Consider the following 19,935-nt stretch of genomic DNA (forward strand, 5'->3'; position numbering starts at 1 on the left):
TCTGCAAAGATAATCGTAAAAGAATAATGAAATGATAAAGATGCGGACTTTATTCAGATTTTATATGTTGCTTTTATTCCTGGGTTCTTATTTAGGAATTATGGCACAAACAAAGATTTATTACGTCAGCCCGACAGGTGTTGGCGACGGCACGTCGTGGGAAACTACTACGACATTGCAAACAGCATTGCAGAATGCCGTTGCCGGCGACCAGATATGGGTGCAGGGCTTTGAACAGATAACGAGCGCCGACCAGCTGTATATAGCTCCTGCAGATGGGTTCAGCTTGAAGTCAGGCGTTCAGCTTTACGGCGGTTTTAAGGGCGATGAAACTAACGTCAACAGCCGTGAGACGCTCGGAAAGCCATATCAGATGAAATATCGTTCCGTGCTTTCGGGTGATATCAAGAGAGATGATGTTGTTGACAATACAAACTTGATCTTCCCTGCCAATACAACACGTTCAGACAATGCCACACATGTGCTGAATGTTAATATGGCACCTGCCTCAGGAAACAATAAAAATACTTCGCCCACTATAATAAATGGATTCTCAATAGGCAACGGCCATGCTGACGGCTCTGGCGAGAAGGGCGGCGGTATATATATACATGGCGATAATACGGGCGGCGGCATCTTCCGCATAGAACGCTGCTTCTTGTTGAACAACTATGCCACACAAGGTGGTGCCATATATGTTGATGTTGAAGTAAAGAATGTCAACAACAGCACATCACTTGTAAATCAGTGTGTTGTTTATAACAATGCAGCCGGAGAGCGTGCTGCAGTAGAGAACGCCGGTGGCGGTCTGTATCTGGCAGGCGAGGCCACCGTGGTTAACTCGTCAATATTCAATAATGAGAATGGAGGACTGCGCCTTGCTGACGGTGCGAAAGTTGTGAACAGTACTGTGTCGAGAAATTCAAGTGGTGGCATCGATATGATAGACGATAAGGCCGAAGGATATAATGTTGCAAATACTATTATTTGGGGAAATTCAACTCTTTCGACGCAATACAGACCGAAATTCAAAAATTCCGCATTCCATGAAGTTGAGGCCGGTGACTCAGACGGAAACATATATGTTACTGCAGAAAACCGCGGTGACACTAATGCTCCAATGTTTGACGCACCGTCGCTGAAGACAAGTTATGACCGTGATTTCAACTGGCGTCAGACAGCTTATCCGCTTTGGTCGTGGAATGTGCTTGAAGGGTCAGTAATGTTAAGTAAGGGTGATCAGCAGTCTTACGACCAGTCTGCATACGGCAGTGAGGATATGGCCGGCAATCCGCGTTTTAACGGCTCTACGATAGATATCGGAGCATATGAGTTTCAGCAGATGTTGTCGACACGTATACGTTACGTCAAACCTGTTGCAACCGGAACAGGCGATGGCTCTTCTTGGGAAAATGCTTCTGGTAACTTGCAGAATATGATAGACGAACTGGCCAAGAACAATCCGCAGAATCTTCCTGGAGAAGTGTGGGTGGCTGCCGGAACTTATGTACCACAGGTACAGGTTATCAGTGGAACAACTTATTCTGCATCGTTCCTTATGCGTGACGGAATTAGTGTTTATGGAGGCTTTGCTGGCGATGAAAGCAGTAAGCAGGAACGTGAAGTGGGCAAAATGCCGTGGAATTTTGTTAATAAGACCATTCTCGAAGGTTCTTATTATGAACACAGCAAGACATCTTGGAATGAGTCAAATCATAAATGGACTTTGACGAGCGACTCACGTCATGTTGTTTTCTTTTCACCGCTACCTTCAGAAGGCAAAAGCGGTTTCGACAAATCAACCATACTTAATGGAGTAACCATACGTGGAGGTTATGCTCAGGGAGGTGAAGGCGTGGCAGACTTCATGACAGACCGTGGAGCCGGTGTTTACATGGGTATTAATGCAACACTGGAGAAGTGTATTGTTACAGAAAACTCGTCTACGGGCAATGGCGGTGCTGTCTATATGTACGGCGGACGTGTTATGAATTCGCTGATATATAATAACAATGCCGACGGTGACGGTGGAGCTGTATATGTTGACAATGCCGGTATAGTGTTGGCCTCGATGCTTACTAACAATTCTGCCAACAATGGCTCGGGCGCTTATCTTGCACACACCGGCAATTGGACAGACGGCAAACCGCATCCTGAATATCTCATCCTTTCAACATCTGTTGTGTCAAATAATACAAGTCGTCTTAATGGTGCTGTTTATTGTGCAAAAGGCGGAGTGTTGATGCAGAATACTATAACTAACAACGATTGTCCTACGGCAACAGACAATACTTCTGCCAATGCATCACAGAGTGGTGGATTGTATGTTGATTCATATGGACTTGTAATCAATTCTGTTTTGTGGAACAACACTATCCAGAAACGTAATATACCGATGTATGCAAAGAATCCAACACCGTCTAATGTACGTTTCTTGTATACAGCATTGTCTGGTATAAACAATGCTGTTTGGAATAATGTGCTTCAGCAGGAAGTAATCTCGTTGGCAGAGAGCAATAATATTGCTGAAGAAGGCGTGCTCAGTCCTGACTTTGTTGCCGAAGGCCTGCCTGAGTCTACAGGTGTAACAGGTTTATTGGAAGATGTTAATTATTTCTGGCAACCTGTAACGGGAGCAAATCTGCGTGCTCGTGGTATGACGTTAGGTACATTCCCAGATGATGTGCTGGTTGCTCCTGAAATAGATATTGCCGGGACACGATTTGCTCAGAAACCGGCTGTGGGTGCTTATTCGGTTGAGGCTACCAATATTAATCCTGAAGATACAGGAGATGCCTTGAAAGTATATGTTGATGTTGAATGTGCTGTGGCTACTCATGACGGCAGTTCATGGGCAAATGGCTATCGCTCACTTAATGAGGCTATTGCCTATTTGTCAGGTCTAGATAAGGAAACGGTTGGAAACAAACGCCTTGAGGTGCATGTGATGGAGGGTGATATATGGCCGCGTTATGCTTTTACGAACCTTGATCCGCAAACTGCAACTATAGACATTCCTGCAGCGGCAAGTGGGGCAACTTTGTATATTTATGGAGGCTATCATAGATCAGACGACAAGATTTCGGTTGAACGTAATCCGCTGACTTATCGTTCTGTTATAAACGGTAACCATGAAGGTAAGAATATTGAAGATGGATTGTATCATTGTATAACTGTTGCTAAAGGAGCTGCAGTTTGTCTTGACGGATTTCATATTATTAACGGTTACGCTGCAGGTGAGGCAAGCCGTCAATATGGCGCAGGTCTGCTTGTGCATGATGGAGCAAATGTTACGGTGAACAACTGTATCTTTGAGAACAATACGGCTCAAGAAGGTTCGGCTATTGATGCACGTAATGCATCTTTGACGATGAATAACTGTGTCGTAAATAACAATACGAATATAACTGAAGCTGCAGCTGTGGTAAACGGTGATGGAGCAAATTTGAAGATGAACTTTGTTACTATAGTTAATAATAATGGCAAGGCTTATTCTGACAATGCTTCCTTGATTTCTTCATTCTCAACGGCAAACACATCAGCAAATACTCACACCATAGAAATTTCTACAGCTCAGTTCTCTAACCCTACAAAGACATCTGGTGCTTCGTTGGGTTTTGACACATATTTAGGCGGCTACTCGTCGTTCCAGCCTACCAATCAGAACCCGATAGTTAATGTTGGAAAAACTATTGGTGGAATAACAACGGACATTACGTTGTCAGCCCGTAGTCGTGGAGGTGCACCCGATTTAGGTGCCTATGAGGCACAGCTCCCTGTGGACGGAACTGTAATTTATGTACGTAGTGAAAATGGTGATGATAAGAATGATGGCTTGTCTTGGAGTAGTGCAAAGAAAACAATTACTGCGGCACTGAATACGGCTTCAACTGCCACTGAAGCTATATGGGTAGCTGCAGGAACATACAATGAGCGTGTAACAATGAAGGATGGTGTCAATGTGCTTGGTGGTTTTGCCAAGACAGGCAATCCTGACAATAAGCTAGATGGTGTAAACCGCGACATATCTAATGCCAACAGCAACTTTATGACTGTTATAGATGGACAGAGTGGTGGACGAGTCTTGACACAGCCTGCAAACTTTAATAAACTTACTACTTGGGAAGGGTTTGTTATTCAGAATGGAGCTACAAAAGGAGACAATGCTGACAGTAACGGAGCTGGTGTTAAGTTGATGAGCAACGGTAAGTTAAAAAATAGTCTTGTTCAAAATAATACGCATACAAATACATATAGTTCATGGGGAAGTGATACAAAATCTATAGGTGGCGGTGGTATTAGTATGTCATCTGGTTCTATTGTTGATGGCTGTATCATAAAAGCGAATAAAACGAATAAAGAAAATAATGACAGATATACCTGTGGTGCGGGTATTCACATGAATGGAGGCACGCTCATTAATTCTATTGTTGTGGATAATGTTGCGACAAGTACAAATGGCGCAGAGTGGTATAATTGGGGCTCAAATATACTTGGAGCTGCTGTATTTATAAATAGTGCAGGAACTTTTTATAATTGCACATTCGCATATAATTATGGTAATACAAATGGTAAATCCGCTGTTGTAGGTGGCGTTTGGGATGATTCGAAGAATTCAAAGTTTTATAATTGTATATTTTGGGGAAATGCAGGCAATGGAACCGGTGGTGAGAATACTATTCAGGTGGGAGGACCTGGATATTCTGATGGTGGAACAGAGGCTGCAGCAAACAAAAATTTGATCAACTGTTATGCTTCTATTGCCGAAAGCTCTCAAACTACATCTGAATTATGGAATAATCCTGATGCTACATTCCAAATGAATATCGGTAGCAATGATTATAATCAGATGATTTCAAAGGCAAAGGCTAATCAGCCATTTGATGATAATTATAAACTATTGAATAATACGACCGGTTTACATTGTATTAATAAAGGAAACAATATTTATGTTGAAGATAACGACATTTATGTCGATGCAGCCGGTGTCACACGTATTCAGTATTGTACTGTTGACAAAGGTGCTTATGAAAGTGCAGATGCCATACAGATTGAGCCGGATGAAAATGGAGTTTATTATGTTACGCAGAATGGAGCCGGAACATCAGATGGATCTTCTTTAGAAAATGCGTCTTGTGCAATGGAACTGCAGCGTGTGCTTAATGCTGCAGGTGAGCGTGCAAAGACAGGAATGGATGCAATTGTGAAATTAGCCGGTTATGAAAGCGCTTCTTTTGTTTATAACGCAAATACACTAAGTAATCAGGACGATCCGCAGAGCTACACTTACGTAATTCCTTATGGCGTTACAGTGATGGGCGGGTTCAGCGATAAGGATGGCAACTGGGATGAAGACAACGACGGATATAAGCGCGATCCGATTACATATAAAACTGTTTTGTCGGCTATAAATAATAGTAGTTCGTTGGAACAGAAGGTTAACGGATATCATACCGTTACGTTCGGCGAGAAGCCTTCTGACTGGAACGGCAACGATAAGAAGAGTATCATAGACGGTATCTATCTTATTGACGGCAAGGCAACATCTATGGCCGGTAACGGCAATCATAATACGCGTGGAGGCGGTGCTGTAGTACCATCTTGGGCACATGTGCGCAACTGTGTTGTGGCCCGTTGCGAGGCTATTGAAGGAGGTGGACTTTATGTCTTGCCCGGAGGTATTGTGTCAGGCTCGCTTATTATGGATAATACGGCAGAAAATGGAGCAGGGGTATATGCAGATAATACAAATGCCGGTAAAGACAGCAGAGCTCACATGGTGTCATGTACAGTGACTGACAATACTGCTTCATCTATAGGTGGAGGCTTGTTCCTCGAGGATGGTGCTATGATGGTGACCAATTCAATATTGTGGGGTAATACGGCACCTTCTGACAAAAATATCAGTGGTGTCTTGACAGAAGCTTTAGAGGATGATGTGTGGTCTTCTGTTGAGCATGGCATTTCCGCATTTTATCCTGTCAACCATTCTTTTGTTGAGACATATGAGATGCCTTCTAATTTTGAAAATACGACAATGGAAAGCAATGAAGATCTTTACTTTGCATCGTCTTCTCGATTGTTGAAGGCCTATTCGCCACTGATAAAGCATGGCATGGATACAGAATATCAGGACGCTATGGCCAGTCGGTTAGGTATCTCTTCTGTTGATATGCAGGGCATACCCCGTATTCAGGCTGATATGCCTCGTATTGATGCCGGAGCGTTCGCGTTTGAAGGCGGAACCATACCTACAGACGTCCTGCTTACCCGCATCTTCGTGTCACAAGGTGCAAATGTGCAGTTGCCCGAAGGTGAGGATATGGACAAATATATAGGGCGTTCTTTCTATACATCGCTGACATGGCTTGATGATGCGTTGGAGTATATCAAGGCTGTTCGTGAAAATGGTGTTGCAAAAGAAACAGACAGGTTTGAAATCCTTTTGGCCGGCGGCACATATAAACCAAGTTATCGTCGTATGGATGCAAGCACTGAGACTGTAGACCAGCGACAGAACTCTTATGTTATTCCGCAAGGTGTGAGCATCTATGGAGGATTTAACGGAACAGAACAAATTACCTCTAAGTCAGCCGATGGTCAGGATATTGTATCTATTCCGGGGGTAACTGGCAGCTTTACTTGCATGGGAGACATCAGTGAAATTTTATCTAACCGTGCTTATTCTGACTTTAATCAGAATGGCATCAACGAGCCGTGGGAACTTGCCAGTCAGGTAATTCTCTCAGGCAATGTCAACGTGTCAGAGCAGGTTAAGAATGTTTATCATGTAGTTTATTCTGATGCAAAAGAAAATCAGGAACCGCTTAATCCTGTTATATTAGACGGCTTGACCATTATGGACGGTGAAACTTCAAACATATTAAGTAATGCGGCTGATACTGACGAAATCGGTCGAGGTGGAGGCATCTATTCTAACGGAGTGTCTTATCTGCTTAACCGCTGCCGTCTCATCAATAATTTTGCAGTTCGCGGCGGAGCTGTCTATATGCGTGACGCCAAGTTGACCATTGTAAATTCCATCCTGGCCGGTAACGGCACGGTGGATAATGCCCAGCCTGTAGTGCCCACTCAGCTGCCAAGAGGTGGGGCTGTATATGTAGCGGGCGTTTCTGATGCTCCTAAAGTCTATGCAGGGTTATATGCTGTAAATACGCTTTGGGTGAATAATGAGACTGTAGGCCAGGGCGGAGCCATCGGAACAAATTATGCAGATGGAATAATTGGACCGAATTATGTTCCTGAAGTTTCATTAATGAATAATACTTTTGTCAGAAATAAGGCCCAAAGCAATGCGGTGATTTACCACCACAATGGCAAAAATACTATTACAAATACGTTAATGTGGGGTAATGAAATTACAGGTGAGAATATTCCGCAGACAGACGAAACAAACACGTCGATCACTCACAGTGCGAGCGATGCTGTTGATTTGTCAAAATACAGCGATACCAATATTCTTCTTTCTACAGACAATACTTCTGTAACCGGACCTCGCTTTACCAAGCCTTCATCAACAGCAGGTGTAGCCGGCAATGATGCCAACAATCAATGGAATCCCGCTGCAATATCTGTATTGACTGATGCCGGAGACGGAACTCATAAGGTGGCAACCGGAAGCGGAACTATTGACGGTGCATACGCAGACTGGATGCGGAGCAATGCCGGCGAATATGCCACACAATACATGGGATATAAAGACTATATGGACACATATCTCCGTTATGCTGGTCCTTTGAAAGAAGACGGAACTTCTGCCGATAAGCCTATAGACATAGGTTTATATGAATATCAGTACGAAATAACGTTCCCGCAGATGGATGCTATATATGTGGCAACGGTAGAGAGCGGAAAGGCAGATGGATCAAACTGGGCAAATGCAACTTCTGACTTGCGCGGAGCTCTGACGGCTATGGCCAATCCTACAGGAGGTACAGTTAAGGATAAGGCCGTTTATATTAAAGCCGGTGAGTATTCATTGCCAAGAATGTCAACAGGTACGGCTTTTACAGTGTCTATGGGTGATACTCAGTATGGCGAGTCGCTGAATGTAAAAGGCTCATATAATGAGTCGGGTGTTCAGGATTTCAGCAAGCCTACAGTAATTACAACTCAGGAGAGCAATGCCGACGTGACGAGCCTGCTGATGGACGTTGCGGCCAACAACAAGCCTGTAACGATAGAAGGACTTACCTTTATAAACAAAAATTCAAACGGCGGAACAGGAATGCAGGCAAGTACGGGCGGAGGCAAGGTTACGCTTAAAAATGCAGGCTTCCGTGGCAATAAGGCAAATGGATTGAATATAGTTTCTGGTTCGTCGGGCAAAATTCTGCTTGTCAATACGCTGTTTGCCGACGGAGGTACAGGACTTAATGGAGCCGACAGCCGGGTTACGGTGGTGAATGCAACGTTTGCCAATAACAAGGCAGATCTTACCACTTCTGCATCAGTGCCGTCTGTTTATAACTCTGTTTCATGGAATAACGATACACAGAATTTGACAACAGACGATGACAACAAGAATGTGGCAATAACCCGTGGTGTGGCAAACGATAATGTCAATGAAGGTCCTAACTTCCGCGATCCGGATAATGCAGATGTCTATAATCGCGATTATCGTATACGCCCAAGTGTGAAGTTGCTCAATAAGGGCAGCAATGCCAATTATGCAGAGCAGGCTCTGGCAGCAGAGACAATTCCGGCTGAAGAGAAGGATCTTGGTAATAACCAGCGAGTTGTTGACGGGTCGGTAGATGTTGGTGCATACGAGTATGAAGCACCGCTGCAGCCTATTGTCTATGTTAAGGCTGACCTTACGGCAACTGCTGACGGAAAGAGCTGGGAGACGGCTCTTGGCGACTTGCAGGGTGCTGTTGATTTGGCCGGCTTGTATGCTTTGGGACATTCAGGACAGAATGGTTACGTTTTTGTTCACGGCAATTATCATGATACGGGCTTGCTGAATATGTCTCTTGGAAATACCAAGGTGTATGGAAGCATGAACGATGAGCGGAGTGCTGAAACAGAAACTGACCGCATTGTTTCTGACTTGTTGGGCAAGCGTAAAGGCATGTTGGTTGCCGCAAGCCGCTCTTCATTGGAGAACGTTGCCATAGGTGCTGACGGCGTGATAGATGGATTTGAGATTACAGGCAAACCGGTGGTTAATGCCGGTGTGCTTTCCACTTCGATTGTTAATAATGGTGTTGAGGGTGCCGCAGGCGGCTTGTTGTATAATTCGTTGGTGTTGGGCTCAGTCAATGCTGTTAAGGCGGTTAATGTGACGTCGGCGGAAGCCATAAACGGTGCAGCCGGCAGCGGCAACAACCGGGCTTCTGTTGCAGAAACGAACAGTTATGTTACGGACGATTACTGGAAATATCAGTTGATGGAGACCTCGCAGGATATTGATCCGACAGGAAACCGGACGGATATAAGCGAGTATATAATGAAAGTAGGCCATGAGCGCGACCTTATAGGCAACAGGCGAATCCGCAACGCAGTTGATAACGGCTGCTTTGAGACATGGAATATAAGCAGCGATTACGCTATTACGGCAGATGACTATCCCGTTGGCAGGTCAGTGGTGTATGTACGCAAGGGACAGGAACTTTCGGTCAAAGCAGGAGTTTACCCTAATGGCAACGCCTTCAACCCCGGATACCTGCTTCTGGAACATCAGGCAGGTTTGCGCGGCAACGGCAATTACATCTCGCTGACAAACTTTGCTGTTGAACGCGATGTAACAGTAAATGGCAACGACCTGGCCGTAATGCCGTTTGAAGTTAAGCGTATGAGTCCTTTAAGCGGTTATAACTTGAAGCGCTACAGTGGACAGATGCGTGCTGCTTACAGTTATCAGTATGACGGATCTGACGGCAAGGCATGGACAGACGGCGGCTTTGCGCAAATAGGAACAACAGAGGGCTTCCTCATTGAAAACACCTCAAACGATAATCTTACGGTGCGTTTCAGTGGAAAACAGTATAGTGAGGGTGGAGCAGACAAGAGCGTCGTGCTTTATAAATGGAACTATAATGAACCATGGAACTCAAGTTCGTCAGCTGGCAATAAGTTCACACATAAGGAGAACATGAGCTGGAACCTCTTCGGTTCGCCTTATCTCTGCGCAATGAATTATGGCGATATGGAATACGGCCGCGTGATATATGGATACACAGAGGGTGCATATAAGACGATAAACACTGCCGGCGAAACTGCCGGAGGATATATTCCTGCCGGTGATGCGGTTTTCACACAGACTGCAACCTTGAAGGATGCAGAGATTGTCGGCATCAAGACCTCTGAGCAGAAAGACGGCGTGCCTTATGCCGCGGCTGCAAATCTTACGGTAGGTCTGAGACAGGCCGGGGCAACGCGTGCAGCCGGGGCAGACAAGGCCGACGTGCTGCAGCTTAACGCTGTGCCTGAAAATGAGTCACGCAACTATTTCGACATCGCCTCTGATGGCGTCAAGTGGATGACTGCCGACAGCGTAGCGCAGCTTTACGCTGCACGCTCGGGCGCACGCTATTCGCTGTTGTCAGCTGTCAGCCAAGGCGGTGAGGTGGCTGTTGGCGTTACGTTGCCCGAACCAGGCATGTACACGTTCTATATACCTGAAACCTGTGATGCCGGCAACTATGAAAGTGTAGTGCTTAAAGATGCCAAGACTGGCAAAAAGACCAATCTGCTTGATGGCGGCTATGACTTCACTTCTGTTGAAGGCGGCGATATATCGGGACGCTTTACTATAAGCTTCAACCGTATGCTCGATGACGATAAGAATGCGGACATACGCGCATGGTCGCCCTTGCGTGACAGGGTTAGCGTTAGCGGTGTTGAGGCAGGCGACCGCATAGCCGTTTATTCTGCTGACGGTGTCCAGGCTGCTTCATGCGTGGCATCATCTTCTGTTGAGAACATTCAGGCGTCTGTGTCGGGTGTTGCGGTTGTTGAGATAACGCGAGATGGCAGGACGATAGCCGTTAGAAAGGTGAAGATGAAGTGAGTGTAAAGTTTTTCCTTTATATAGAATAAAATCAATGCCGTATGACTCAGTCCGAGTTCATGCGGCATTATTTTTTAGTTTGCCCTCTTTGATTCTCGCTCTTTTGTATCCCTGTAGACATTGTTTACTTTGTCTCTACCAAAGTTATATGATATGCGAAATGATACAGAGCTGGCGTGAATGTCGTTTCGTGTGTAAACCTTATAATCGTTATAAATAGCTGTTGATTTTGTTGTGTTCCATCCAAAAGGATCTGTAACAGATGCTGTCAGTGTGAGTCTGTCGTTCAGCAGGTTATATCTTAAATAACAGCCGAGCAATGACATAGCCTTGTATCTTATCATGCGTTCATGATAAGGAAAATAATGGCTGAATCTCATATCTAGAATCAGATTTTTCTGTTTGTTCAGTATGAATGATGTATTTAATTCAATTTTCCCGCTCCAACTGCTATCGTCAGCATCTTTGTAATCAGTAAGTTTTGATTTGGCATATGTGTGGAAAAACTCGCCGCCAAGGTTGAGGTTCCACCATCCGAAAAAAGAACGGTAATATGATAAATATAGTCCTGTCTTATTGCTGTTGATATGATTTTCCGGTATGGTGTATTGTGAGCCGTCGTTATTGAACCGCGTGATGTAGCCGATGGCATCATTGTTGTATGAATTATATAAAACGGCATATATTCCTTTAAAACTATAGTTTATCTCTGCATTGTGGGCAACACTGGGGCGTAAGTCAGGATTGCCAGACACGTAGTCGCTCGTTGTAGTATAGTATTTATATGGATTCAAGTCGTTGAAGTTTGGTCTTGTTATTCCCATAGAATAAGAGAGTGTGAAACGTCCTGCTTTATGGCTGTTCCAACTGAGATTAACTGTTGGGAACAGATGATTATAGCTATATCTGCTTTCTTCATCTTTTACCCGCTGATATCCTTTGGTGCGTGTAGATTCATACCGTAGCCCGAGCTTACCGAAAAAAGAGTTTGTAAAATTTCTCTCTGCGCTGACATACGCTACGGCCGTACTCTCATCATATTCGAAGGCATTGCTTTGTTTTGTATCTGACATCCAAGAATTGTTCTCCAGATACCGTACATCCAAAGCTGTGTTGTTGCCTATGCATGTAAAAGCCAGTCCTGCTTCCATTTTGAATAACTTTAATGGCAGTATGGCATCCAGTTTGGCTGAATGAATATGATATTTGTTGTCGCCTGTGTTTGTAAGTTTTGTATCCGTATTGTTTGCTGATGTTGTTACGTCCGAAAAACTCTGCGCTTGCTTGTCGTAGTAATTGTAAGTTAGGCTGAGCATTTTTCCTTTTGTATCCAGCATCCAGTCTGAAAAAGCAGTAATTGTTAATGCGTTATCCGGGCGTGAAGGAGAATAGTTTGTAGAACTGTATACATTACCCCGGTCTGTTGTTACATCAAAAAGTTTGCTGTTCAGTCTGTTCGTATAAAAATTAAGTATGACGCCTGCGTTCAGTGTATTTGTAAATTTATATTTGAACAAGCCGTTCGCTCCGAAAGTTCTGTTCCTGTAATTTGTTGTGCGCTGTGAAATCTTCGTGTAATAAGGAAAAATGTAAGTGCGGTCCAGGTCATTGATGCCTTTAGAATCATTCCAACTGGCATCTGCCGACAATTCTACTTTACGTGTCGTATGCGACACATTTCCTCCAAGTTGATAACAGAAAGACTCACGGATGATTCCGTTTGTCCATATGTTTCCACGTGTGCCTAAAGATTCATTTTTAGATGTAATGCTGATATAGGCTACGTTATTGTTCGCTCCATATTTTGCCGGAGGAGTAGTCAGCACCTCAATCTTCTCAATTCCACTTGCCTGAAGATTCTTCAGACGCAAGACCATAGCCTCGTCTGATATCTCCATGAGATGTCCGTCGATGATATATTTTACAGAACTTTTACCTGCTACTGTAACCATATCGTTCACAACCGATACGCGCGGTATGCGGTCAAGCACCTCTATACCGTTCATACCCTTGGCATATTGGTCGTTTTTAGTCAGGTATATAATCCTGTCAGGAGCCTGTTTTATAACGGTGCGTGATGCCATCACTACAACTTCTTTCAGTTCGAGCTGTCTTTCCCAATTTGTTGCAGTAGAGTCTGCTTGGTCCTGAGCTGACATGGGGATGGCAAAAAATAGTGACCATAAAGTGAAAACGTATGGTTTCATATAAAATCTTTTATTTAAAAGCCTTTTCTTTTCCTTGAATAAAGAAGAACGCACCGCCGCCTGATTTGTCACGTTTCAGTCCGATATATATGGTCTCACCGTTATTGACAATCTGCAGTGACGTGTATCTTCCGTCATCTCCCTGATAGTCGGAATAGTCTTTAGCGCGCGGCTTATCCTTTTCTATAGCGTCTGCTATAGCCTTTATTATCTTCAAATTGTTTTTCACGGTTATTCCGCGATAATAGTTGCCGTTACTTTTATAGACAGAGATGCTTACACTCTTGTTGTTGTTATATCTGCCGTCAAATAACTTTTCCACATTCAGTTTCGGGGGCCTTGCACTGGCTGTCAGTGCTATTAGGACCATAAAGAAAAAAATCAGAAAACGTTTCATCTCTTACTATTTTGATTGTTAAAAAATTGTTTTACTTTGTTTTGTTCTGCGGCCTTTTGTCTTTCTATAGCCTGCATGAACTCTTCTACCTTGGCTGCTTCTGTTTCTGCTATTTTTCGTGCAGTCTTTTCGTCTACCTGCTTACCTTTGACGTATGCGACATAATGGCTGTCGCCAGTTGAAGTGCCCATTTCGTTTATTTTAGACAGGAAAACACTTCCTGTCAATATTATGGCAACGCTTGCAGCTGCTGACAAAGTCCATATAAGAGCTTTTTGTAGAGGCGTACGTCTGTGGCGTGCTGAAGTATCATCTGCAAGCTTCATCTGACGCGACAGGCCCATAAGCTCTTTCGTCTCACTTATAATGTCTGAACTGTATGCCGTGCATAGCAATATATATTCCAGTTCAGTTTCTTCCTGCACAGACAGCCGGCACTCATTATAAAGAAGGCATAGTGTCTCTATTTCCTTGATGCTTAAATTCATTTCCTGTTTCATCTGTTTAATCTTTTGTAAGTTTCACGTATTTTTCTGCGTGTACGGCTCATGTTCATTCTTACAGACTCAACCGACATTGACAACTCTTCGGCAATCTGCTCATAATCAAAACCTTCGTGTGTCACAAGGTTGAATATCTGTTGTTGTAGAGGTGTCAGTTCTTCTTTCAACAGATTTTCCAACGTATTTATGTCTTCCACTTCCATTTCGTATTGCAGAGAGACCGGTGTTTTTACTTCATCTATAGTCTTCATATTTGTCCTCCTTAGTCTGTCTATACAAACATTTCGCAATACACAGACAAGCTTGTTTCTCGCCTCGTTAGGATCTGACACATTATTTTTCAGTTTAAGTTTTAGCCATGATTCCTGGAGTACGTCTTTTGCATCCTCATCGTTTTGAAGATATCTCAATGCGATGTGGTGCAGCTTGTCGCGCAAGTCCATGAATGAGGATGTCAATATATCTCGTTCCATATACTACTGATACGAATGAATACGGAAAACATAACAGCAGAATTTCTTTTTTTGTAATTTTAGATGATATTTTTAGTGTATCTGTTTAATTGTTAATGATAAGGTTTATATTAATTATGATATATCAAGGTTTCCCCCGATATTCTCAAAGGCTAAAGTTACGGATTTTTTATTGTATATATGATTGTTTTTATGGGGATCTTTAGTTTTGAATGGCAAATCCATGCTGCCAAAGGTCGCTAATCACCTTGCAAAAGGGCACATATTACATCGCGATATGTGCCCTTTTGCATTGCGGAATGTATGCTTTTGCATTGGTGTTGCAGTGTCTTACCCTGAAAAAAGTTGACTCATAAATAAAATAATTATGAGGAAAAATAAATCACAAAAGGGTCAATATCTTCAAAAAGTGATAGATCTTCGCTCTTCAGGTGTAAGTTTTTTGGGAATATCAAAAATAATTCCCGTATCAGAGGCTACAGTTCGCCGCTGGTGTGCTAAATTTGCACCTGAATTGTATTATGTCGATTTTATGACAAAGAAAAAGACACTAAGAGAGAAGCATGTTCGTGACTCAGTCAGCCTCCCGTCAGACATAGAGGCCCTTCAGGCCGAGATACTCCGTCTTAAGTCCGAACTGACCAAGGCCGAGATAAAGGCCGAGGCTTATGACGAGATGATAAATGTGGCCGAATCCGAGTTAGGCATCAGCATAAGAAAAAAATCTGGCGCCAAACAGTAACATTCCTGCACACGAAGAACCCTGTCCGATACAGGGTGAGACATCTTTGTGCGCTGTTTGGCGTAAGCAAGCAGGCCTATTACAAGTATGATGAGTCAAAGTCAATGATGAGGGCCGCCCGTGATGCCTTTGTGATTGAGTATGTCCGCAAGGTGCGCCGTATAGACCCCGGAATAGGCGCATTGAAGCTCTGGCACATGTACCGGCGTGATTTCAGCGGCAACAGTCCCGTCGGCCGTGACCGTTTTATAGAAATAATGTCATGTAACGGCATGATTCTCCGTAAAAGGTTGCGCCGTCCACGTACCACTGACTCAAGGCACGGTCTTCCGACATATCCCAATCTTATAAAGGAAATGTTGCCCCTCAGACCTAACCAGCTATGGGTCAGTGACATAACGTACATAATTATTTGGACAGACGACATACACTACCGTTTCTGCTACCTTTCAATTGTACTTGATGCATATACAGAAGAGATTGTAGGATACTGTGTCGGTCCGACGCTTGAGACGGCTTATCCCATTGAAGCACTGTGCATGGCTTTGGGAAGGCTGAAGGGCATGGACGGCATCAGCCTTATACATCATTCAGACCGCGGCGTACAATACGCAAGTTCCGAATATGTCAGGCTGCTTAATAAAAATGGTATAAGTATCAGTATGACGGAGACCGGGGATCCGAAGGACAATGCACAGGCAGAGCGTATTAATGGTACCATAAAGAACGAACTCCTTAAGGGTATGAGGTTCACCGACATCGGCCAGGTCAGGGAAGCCGTGGCAACGGCCGTGGACTTCTACAACAACGAAAGGCCGCACATGAGCATCAACATGATGACACCGGCACAGGCTGCTTCATGTCAGGGTGAGATATCTAAGCGTTGGAGCAGTTTTAGGACAAAGGCCATAAAAAACAGACAGGAATGCTCCGATATTGGAGAAGATGGACTATCTTTGCCTTCTGTTCATGGTGTCCTTTCCGGGCTACGCCCTCCAAGGACACCATGAACAGGGATTCTGTCCCGGTAAAAGTCAACTTTAATCAGTAATTAAAAGTAGAGTCAACCAATAACAGTTATAAGTTTAACCAGAGTCAACTTTAATCAGGGAATGGCTTGTTAGAAGTCAACCAATTTTAGGAAAGGACACAGCCTGGTGTATGCAGAAAATATTTTTGTTAAAAACTCGTCACTCGTCACAATCGTATGTAAGACGTTGAATGACAGGATGTTAATGTGTGATGAGTTGTGTTTTCAACTCGTCACACACAGCTGTATTTGGCCTGTTGAGGCTGATTTTGCGGCTAAAAGTATTAATATATTGGCTTTATATTGTTCGGAAAATGGAGAAATAACAGTGATGTGATGAGTTGCTTTTTCAACTCGTCACGCATTAAGTAGCTGATTGATAGAGTGTTAAACCCTGTTGTGATGAGTGATGAGTTTTTTGCGAAAAAGTTTTTTGTATTTCGGAGTTTGGGGCCTTTTCTAAATTTGGTTGATTTCAAAGTGTCCTTTCCCTGATTAAAGTTGATTTCGCTTTGGTGTTTATCTGTTATCGGTTGACAGCAGTATGCGGTTGTCAGGTCAAACTTTTTGTCTTGGGGCTAAAAGGCTGCGGCATCACTGGACGAATGGCATCTTTGCCAGTTTGTTTATGAGTTATGATGATTTTGTTGGTTATATAGTTTTGTCGGAGTATTTTCAGATTAAAAATTTGTTTATTTGCATAATTATTGCGTATTTTGCAGTAAAATTACGATAATGTGCAGTGTGCCCGCTTTTAGGCATGAATTTTGTTGGAATAAGTATATGAAGCAGACACTGACTGCCTTGTTGTGAAATATAAAAAATAAACATTATGACATTATATCCAAAACTGATAATGGATGCCTTGGCTACCGTTACGTATCCGGGTACCAAGAAGAATCTTGTAGAGAGTGAGATGGTGGCCGACAATCTGCGTATTGACGGCATGAAGGTGTCGTTCTCGCTGATATTTCCGCGCGACACCGACCCCTTTATGAAGTCTACCATCAAGGCTGCCGAGGCTGCCATACACTATCATGTAAGCAAGGACGTTGAGGTGACCATAGAGGTGGAGACTAAGTCGAAGCCCAGGCCCGAGGCCGGAAAGATGCTTCCGGGCGTAAAGAATATCATTGCCGTAAGTTCTGGCAAGGGCGGAGTGGGCAAGAGCACCGTTGCTGCCAACCTGGCCATATCTCTCGCACGTCTTGGCTATAAGGTCGGACTGCTCGATACAGACATCTTCGGTCCGTCAATGCCTAAGATGTTCGGCGTAGAGGATTTCCGTCCCTATGCAGTTCATAAAGACGGACGCGACCTCATTGAGCCTGTTGAAAAGTATGGCGTGAAGCTGCTGAGTATAGGTTTCTTTGTAAATCCTGACACAGCTACACTGTGGCGCGGCGGAATGGCTTCTAATGCGCTGAAGCAGCTCATAGGTGATGCTGACTGGGGCGAGCTTGACTATTTTGTACTCGATACGCCTCCCGGAACAAGCGACATACATCTGACGCTGCTGCAGACACTGGCCATAACGGGTGCAGTTATAGTGAGCACACCGCAGAAGGTGGCACTGGCAGACGCACGCAAGGGTATCGACATGTACAGAAACGACAAGGTGAATGTGCCTATCCTCGGACTTGTTGAGAATATGGCGTGGTTTACTCCTGCCGAACTTCCTGAAAACAAGTATTACATATTCGGCAAGGAAGGATGCAAGAATCTTGCCAAGGAGATGGACGTGCCTTTGCTGGCTCAGATACCTGTTGTGCAGAGCATCTGCGAGAGTGGCGACGACGGCAAGCCGGCTGCCCTTAATGTTGACACCATGACCGGTCAGGCATTTATCAATCTGGCCATGGCTGTTGTAACTGTTGTCAACCGCCGTAATGCCGAGCAGGCGCCTACAAAGATTGTTGAGGTAAAGAACAGCTGACGCCATGATGCCGTCTGAACGCTGATGGCTTATGGGCTGTGATTATTATATGCGGTTCTGGCTCGATGTCCTTTAGGCATGGCTCTGGTTATGTCAGGACAATGCAGCGGCAAGCGGGCTGCGGAAAACAAAGAGACAGATTAAAATCTCTGTCTGCTTGCGGCATGTAAAGACATATTCGGCCTGATAGCAGATAAAAATTTAACGGAAGTCAGCATGCAAGTGCATGCCCGACTTCCGTTTATTTTTATGCTAACTTATTGATTTTGCGCACATACATTTTTTTATGTGCGTCTTTGTTTGCATTTTATATGTCTATTCTGCCGTTTCTGTTTCGGCAGTTTCGTAGTTTCTTTCAGTTCTTAGTCTTTCAATTTCCTTTCGTCGCGTCTTTATTATCTGGCGTCTGTAAAGCAGGCACGTTATGAGGAAATAGACGAAAGCCTGAATCCACAGTGCCCTGTATTCGTACAGCACATCGCCAAGGCGTGCCTCCATGCCGTTCATTCTGACAAAGCCGCGTATGCCGAAGGTTGAAGGAACGAGGTTAGACACCCATTGCCAGAACTCCGGTATGGCGCTCTGCGGCCATGATACTCCTGACACAAACAGGAACGGCAGTGAGGTGAATACAACCAGAAGTATGATGTTCTCGCGGTATCTCACGGCGCATGAGACAATCATCGAGAAGAATATGCATGAGAGCAGATAGGGCAGCATGAAGCATGCCAGGTCGCCGGCATGGAGCAGCGACGTGAAGCCGAATATGCGTGGCACAACAAGAGTGATGTAAGCTGATATCACGGCATAAATCATAAGATAGCACAGCGACTTGCCAAGCACGATGCGGAATATGCCGTTGTAATGCCTGCTTACGGGAACGAGCTGCTTAAACCTGTTCTTCTCTCTTGCGGTTCCTGCCGACAGACCTACGCCCAGCAGCAGAGTCTGCTGCAGGATGAGTATAAGCACCGCTGGTATAAGAAAGTTGCCGTATCCTCCAGTTGTGTTGAATATCTGCACTTCGTCAAAGTCAAGCGGCTTTATCGTTATCTCGTTCTCGCGTTCGGTAGTGTTGCCGGCGCGCTGAATCTGTATTTCTGAATTGATGTTTCCGGCTACAGCAGTGGCTGTCTGGAATATGGCTTTGTAGTAGAGCATGAAACTCATGTCGCAGAACACGTTGACATGGCTTTGCTCCATCCGGTTGATGTTGGTCTGAAAGTCTTCTGGAAAATACAGCACGCCCGAGGCTTCCTGTCTGCCCACAAGGTCTCTTGCTTCGCTCAGGCTGTTGCAGTAATATGTAATCTTGGCGTCGGGTGACGCGTCAAACTGTCTGATGAACTGCCTGCTGAGATTGCTGTGCGACATGTCGACCACAGCCACCTGCACCTCGCGCACCACCTCGTTGGTGTAGATCCACGAGTAGACAAGCGGATAGAGCAGCGGCACTAGGATGAAGAAGATAAGCACACCCTCGTCTTTCCAGGTGGTTTTCATCTCTTCAGCCCAGATGTAGCACATGTCATGTATGCCCTCATTGATCTGTTGTATTAAGCTTTTGGCTTTTTTCATCAGGTTTTATATCTTAATTCTTCTTCTGTTTTTA

Annotated in this window: 9 protein-coding genes; 4 read left to right on the forward strand and 5 right to left on the reverse strand. The window is 44.4% G+C overall.

Annotated features, from left to right (window positions below; all coding sequences use genetic code 11):
- Window positions 1–100 precede the first annotated feature (100 nt).
- Window positions 101–11,035, forward strand: coding sequence for a hypothetical protein (locus EJL04_RS00995; protein ID WP_125103856.1), 10,935 nt, complete (start codon window positions 101–103; stop codon window positions 11,033–11,035).
- Window positions 11,036–11,109: 74 nt separating this feature from the next.
- On the opposite strand, the gene EJL04_RS01000 is transcribed toward EJL04_RS00995, so the two are convergent.
- Genes EJL04_RS01000 through EJL04_RS01015 form a run of 4 tightly spaced genes read right to left on the reverse strand, consistent with a single transcriptional unit; the run spans window position 11,110 to window position 14,615 of the window.
- The gene (locus tag EJL04_RS01000; protein WP_125103857.1) at window positions 11,110–13,242 is read right to left on the reverse strand and encodes an outer membrane beta-barrel family protein; all 2,133 of its coding nucleotides are present in this window, start codon (window positions 13,240–13,242) and stop codon (window positions 11,110–11,112) included.
- Window positions 13,243–13,252: 10 nt separating this feature from the next.
- Entirely contained in the window at window positions 13,253–13,639 is a 387-nt protein-coding gene (locus tag EJL04_RS01005; protein ID WP_021853844.1) for a DUF6108 family protein, read from the reverse strand.
- Entirely contained in the window at window positions 13,636–14,139 is a 504-nt protein-coding gene (locus EJL04_RS01010) for a hypothetical protein (RefSeq protein WP_125103859.1), read from the reverse strand. The genes EJL04_RS01005 and EJL04_RS01010 overlap by 4 nt, the downstream gene beginning before the upstream one ends.
- Entirely contained in the window at window positions 14,136–14,615 is a 480-nt protein-coding gene (locus EJL04_RS01015) for an RNA polymerase sigma factor (RefSeq protein ID WP_125103860.1), read from the reverse strand. Before EJL04_RS01015 ends, EJL04_RS01010 begins: the two co-directional genes overlap by 4 nt.
- A 367-nt stretch (window positions 14,616–14,982) precedes the next feature.
- Here EJL04_RS01015 and EJL04_RS01020 point away from each other — a divergent pair, with 367 nt between their 5' ends.
- From EJL04_RS01020 to EJL04_RS01030, 3 genes are all read left to right on the forward strand, one after another.
- On the forward strand, window positions 14,983–15,357 hold the full coding sequence (locus EJL04_RS01020; RefSeq protein WP_125103787.1) for a transposase: 375 nt from the start codon (window positions 14,983–14,985) through the stop codon (window positions 15,355–15,357).
- A 35-nt stretch (window positions 15,358–15,392) separates the two neighbouring features.
- Window positions 15,393–16,367 carry an IS3 family transposase gene (locus tag EJL04_RS01025; RefSeq protein ID WP_241209919.1) on the forward strand — a complete coding sequence of 325 codons (975 nt, stop codon included), beginning with the start codon at window positions 15,393–15,395 and terminating at the stop codon, window positions 16,365–16,367.
- A gap of 852 nt (window positions 16,368–17,219) precedes the next feature.
- Window positions 17,220–18,323 carry an Mrp/NBP35 family ATP-binding protein gene (locus tag EJL04_RS01030; protein WP_053397492.1) on the forward strand — a complete coding sequence of 368 codons (1,104 nt, stop codon included), beginning with the start codon at window positions 17,220–17,222 and terminating at the stop codon, window positions 18,321–18,323.
- A 315-nt stretch (window positions 18,324–18,638) separates the two neighbouring features.
- Here the strand turns inward: EJL04_RS01030 and EJL04_RS01035 are convergent, their stop codons facing one another.
- Window positions 18,639–19,901: an ABC transporter permease gene (locus tag EJL04_RS01035; RefSeq protein ID WP_021853841.1), complete on the reverse strand. Its 1,263-nt coding sequence runs from the start codon at window positions 19,899–19,901 to the stop codon at window positions 18,639–18,641.
- Window positions 19,902–19,935 lie beyond the last annotated feature (34 nt).

The organism is Prevotella marseillensis (assembly GCF_900625065.1).
In the GTDB taxonomy this organism is placed as follows: Bacteria; Bacteroidota; Bacteroidia; order Bacteroidales; family Bacteroidaceae; genus Prevotella; species Prevotella rara.

Bases quoted from the DNA above. Each gene is read 5' to 3' on its own strand.
- EJL04_RS01010 (WP_125103859.1), bottom strand. From the start codon at position 14,139: ATGAAACAGGAAATGAATTTAAGCATCAAGGAAATAGAGACACTATGC.
- EJL04_RS01020 (WP_125103787.1), top strand. From the start codon at position 14,983: ATGAGGAAAAATAAATCACAAAAGGGTCAATATCTTCAAAAAGTGATA.
- EJL04_RS01005 (WP_021853844.1), bottom strand. From the start codon at position 13,639: ATGAAACGTTTTCTGATTTTTTTCTTTATGGTCCTAATAGCACTGACA.
- EJL04_RS01000 (WP_125103857.1), bottom strand. From the start codon at position 13,242: ATGAAACCATACGTTTTCACTTTATGGTCACTATTTTTTGCCATCCCC.
- EJL04_RS01015 (WP_125103860.1), bottom strand. From the start codon at position 14,615: ATGGAACGAGATATATTGACATCCTCATTCATGGACTTGCGCGACAAG.
- EJL04_RS01030 (WP_053397492.1), top strand. From the start codon at position 17,220: ATGACATTATATCCAAAACTGATAATGGATGCCTTGGCTACCGTTACG.
- EJL04_RS00995 (WP_125103856.1), top strand. From the start codon at position 101: ATGGCACAAACAAAGATTTATTACGTCAGCCCGACAGGTGTTGGCGAC.
- EJL04_RS01035 (WP_021853841.1), bottom strand. From the start codon at position 19,901: ATGAAAAAAGCCAAAAGCTTAATACAACAGATCAATGAGGGCATACAT.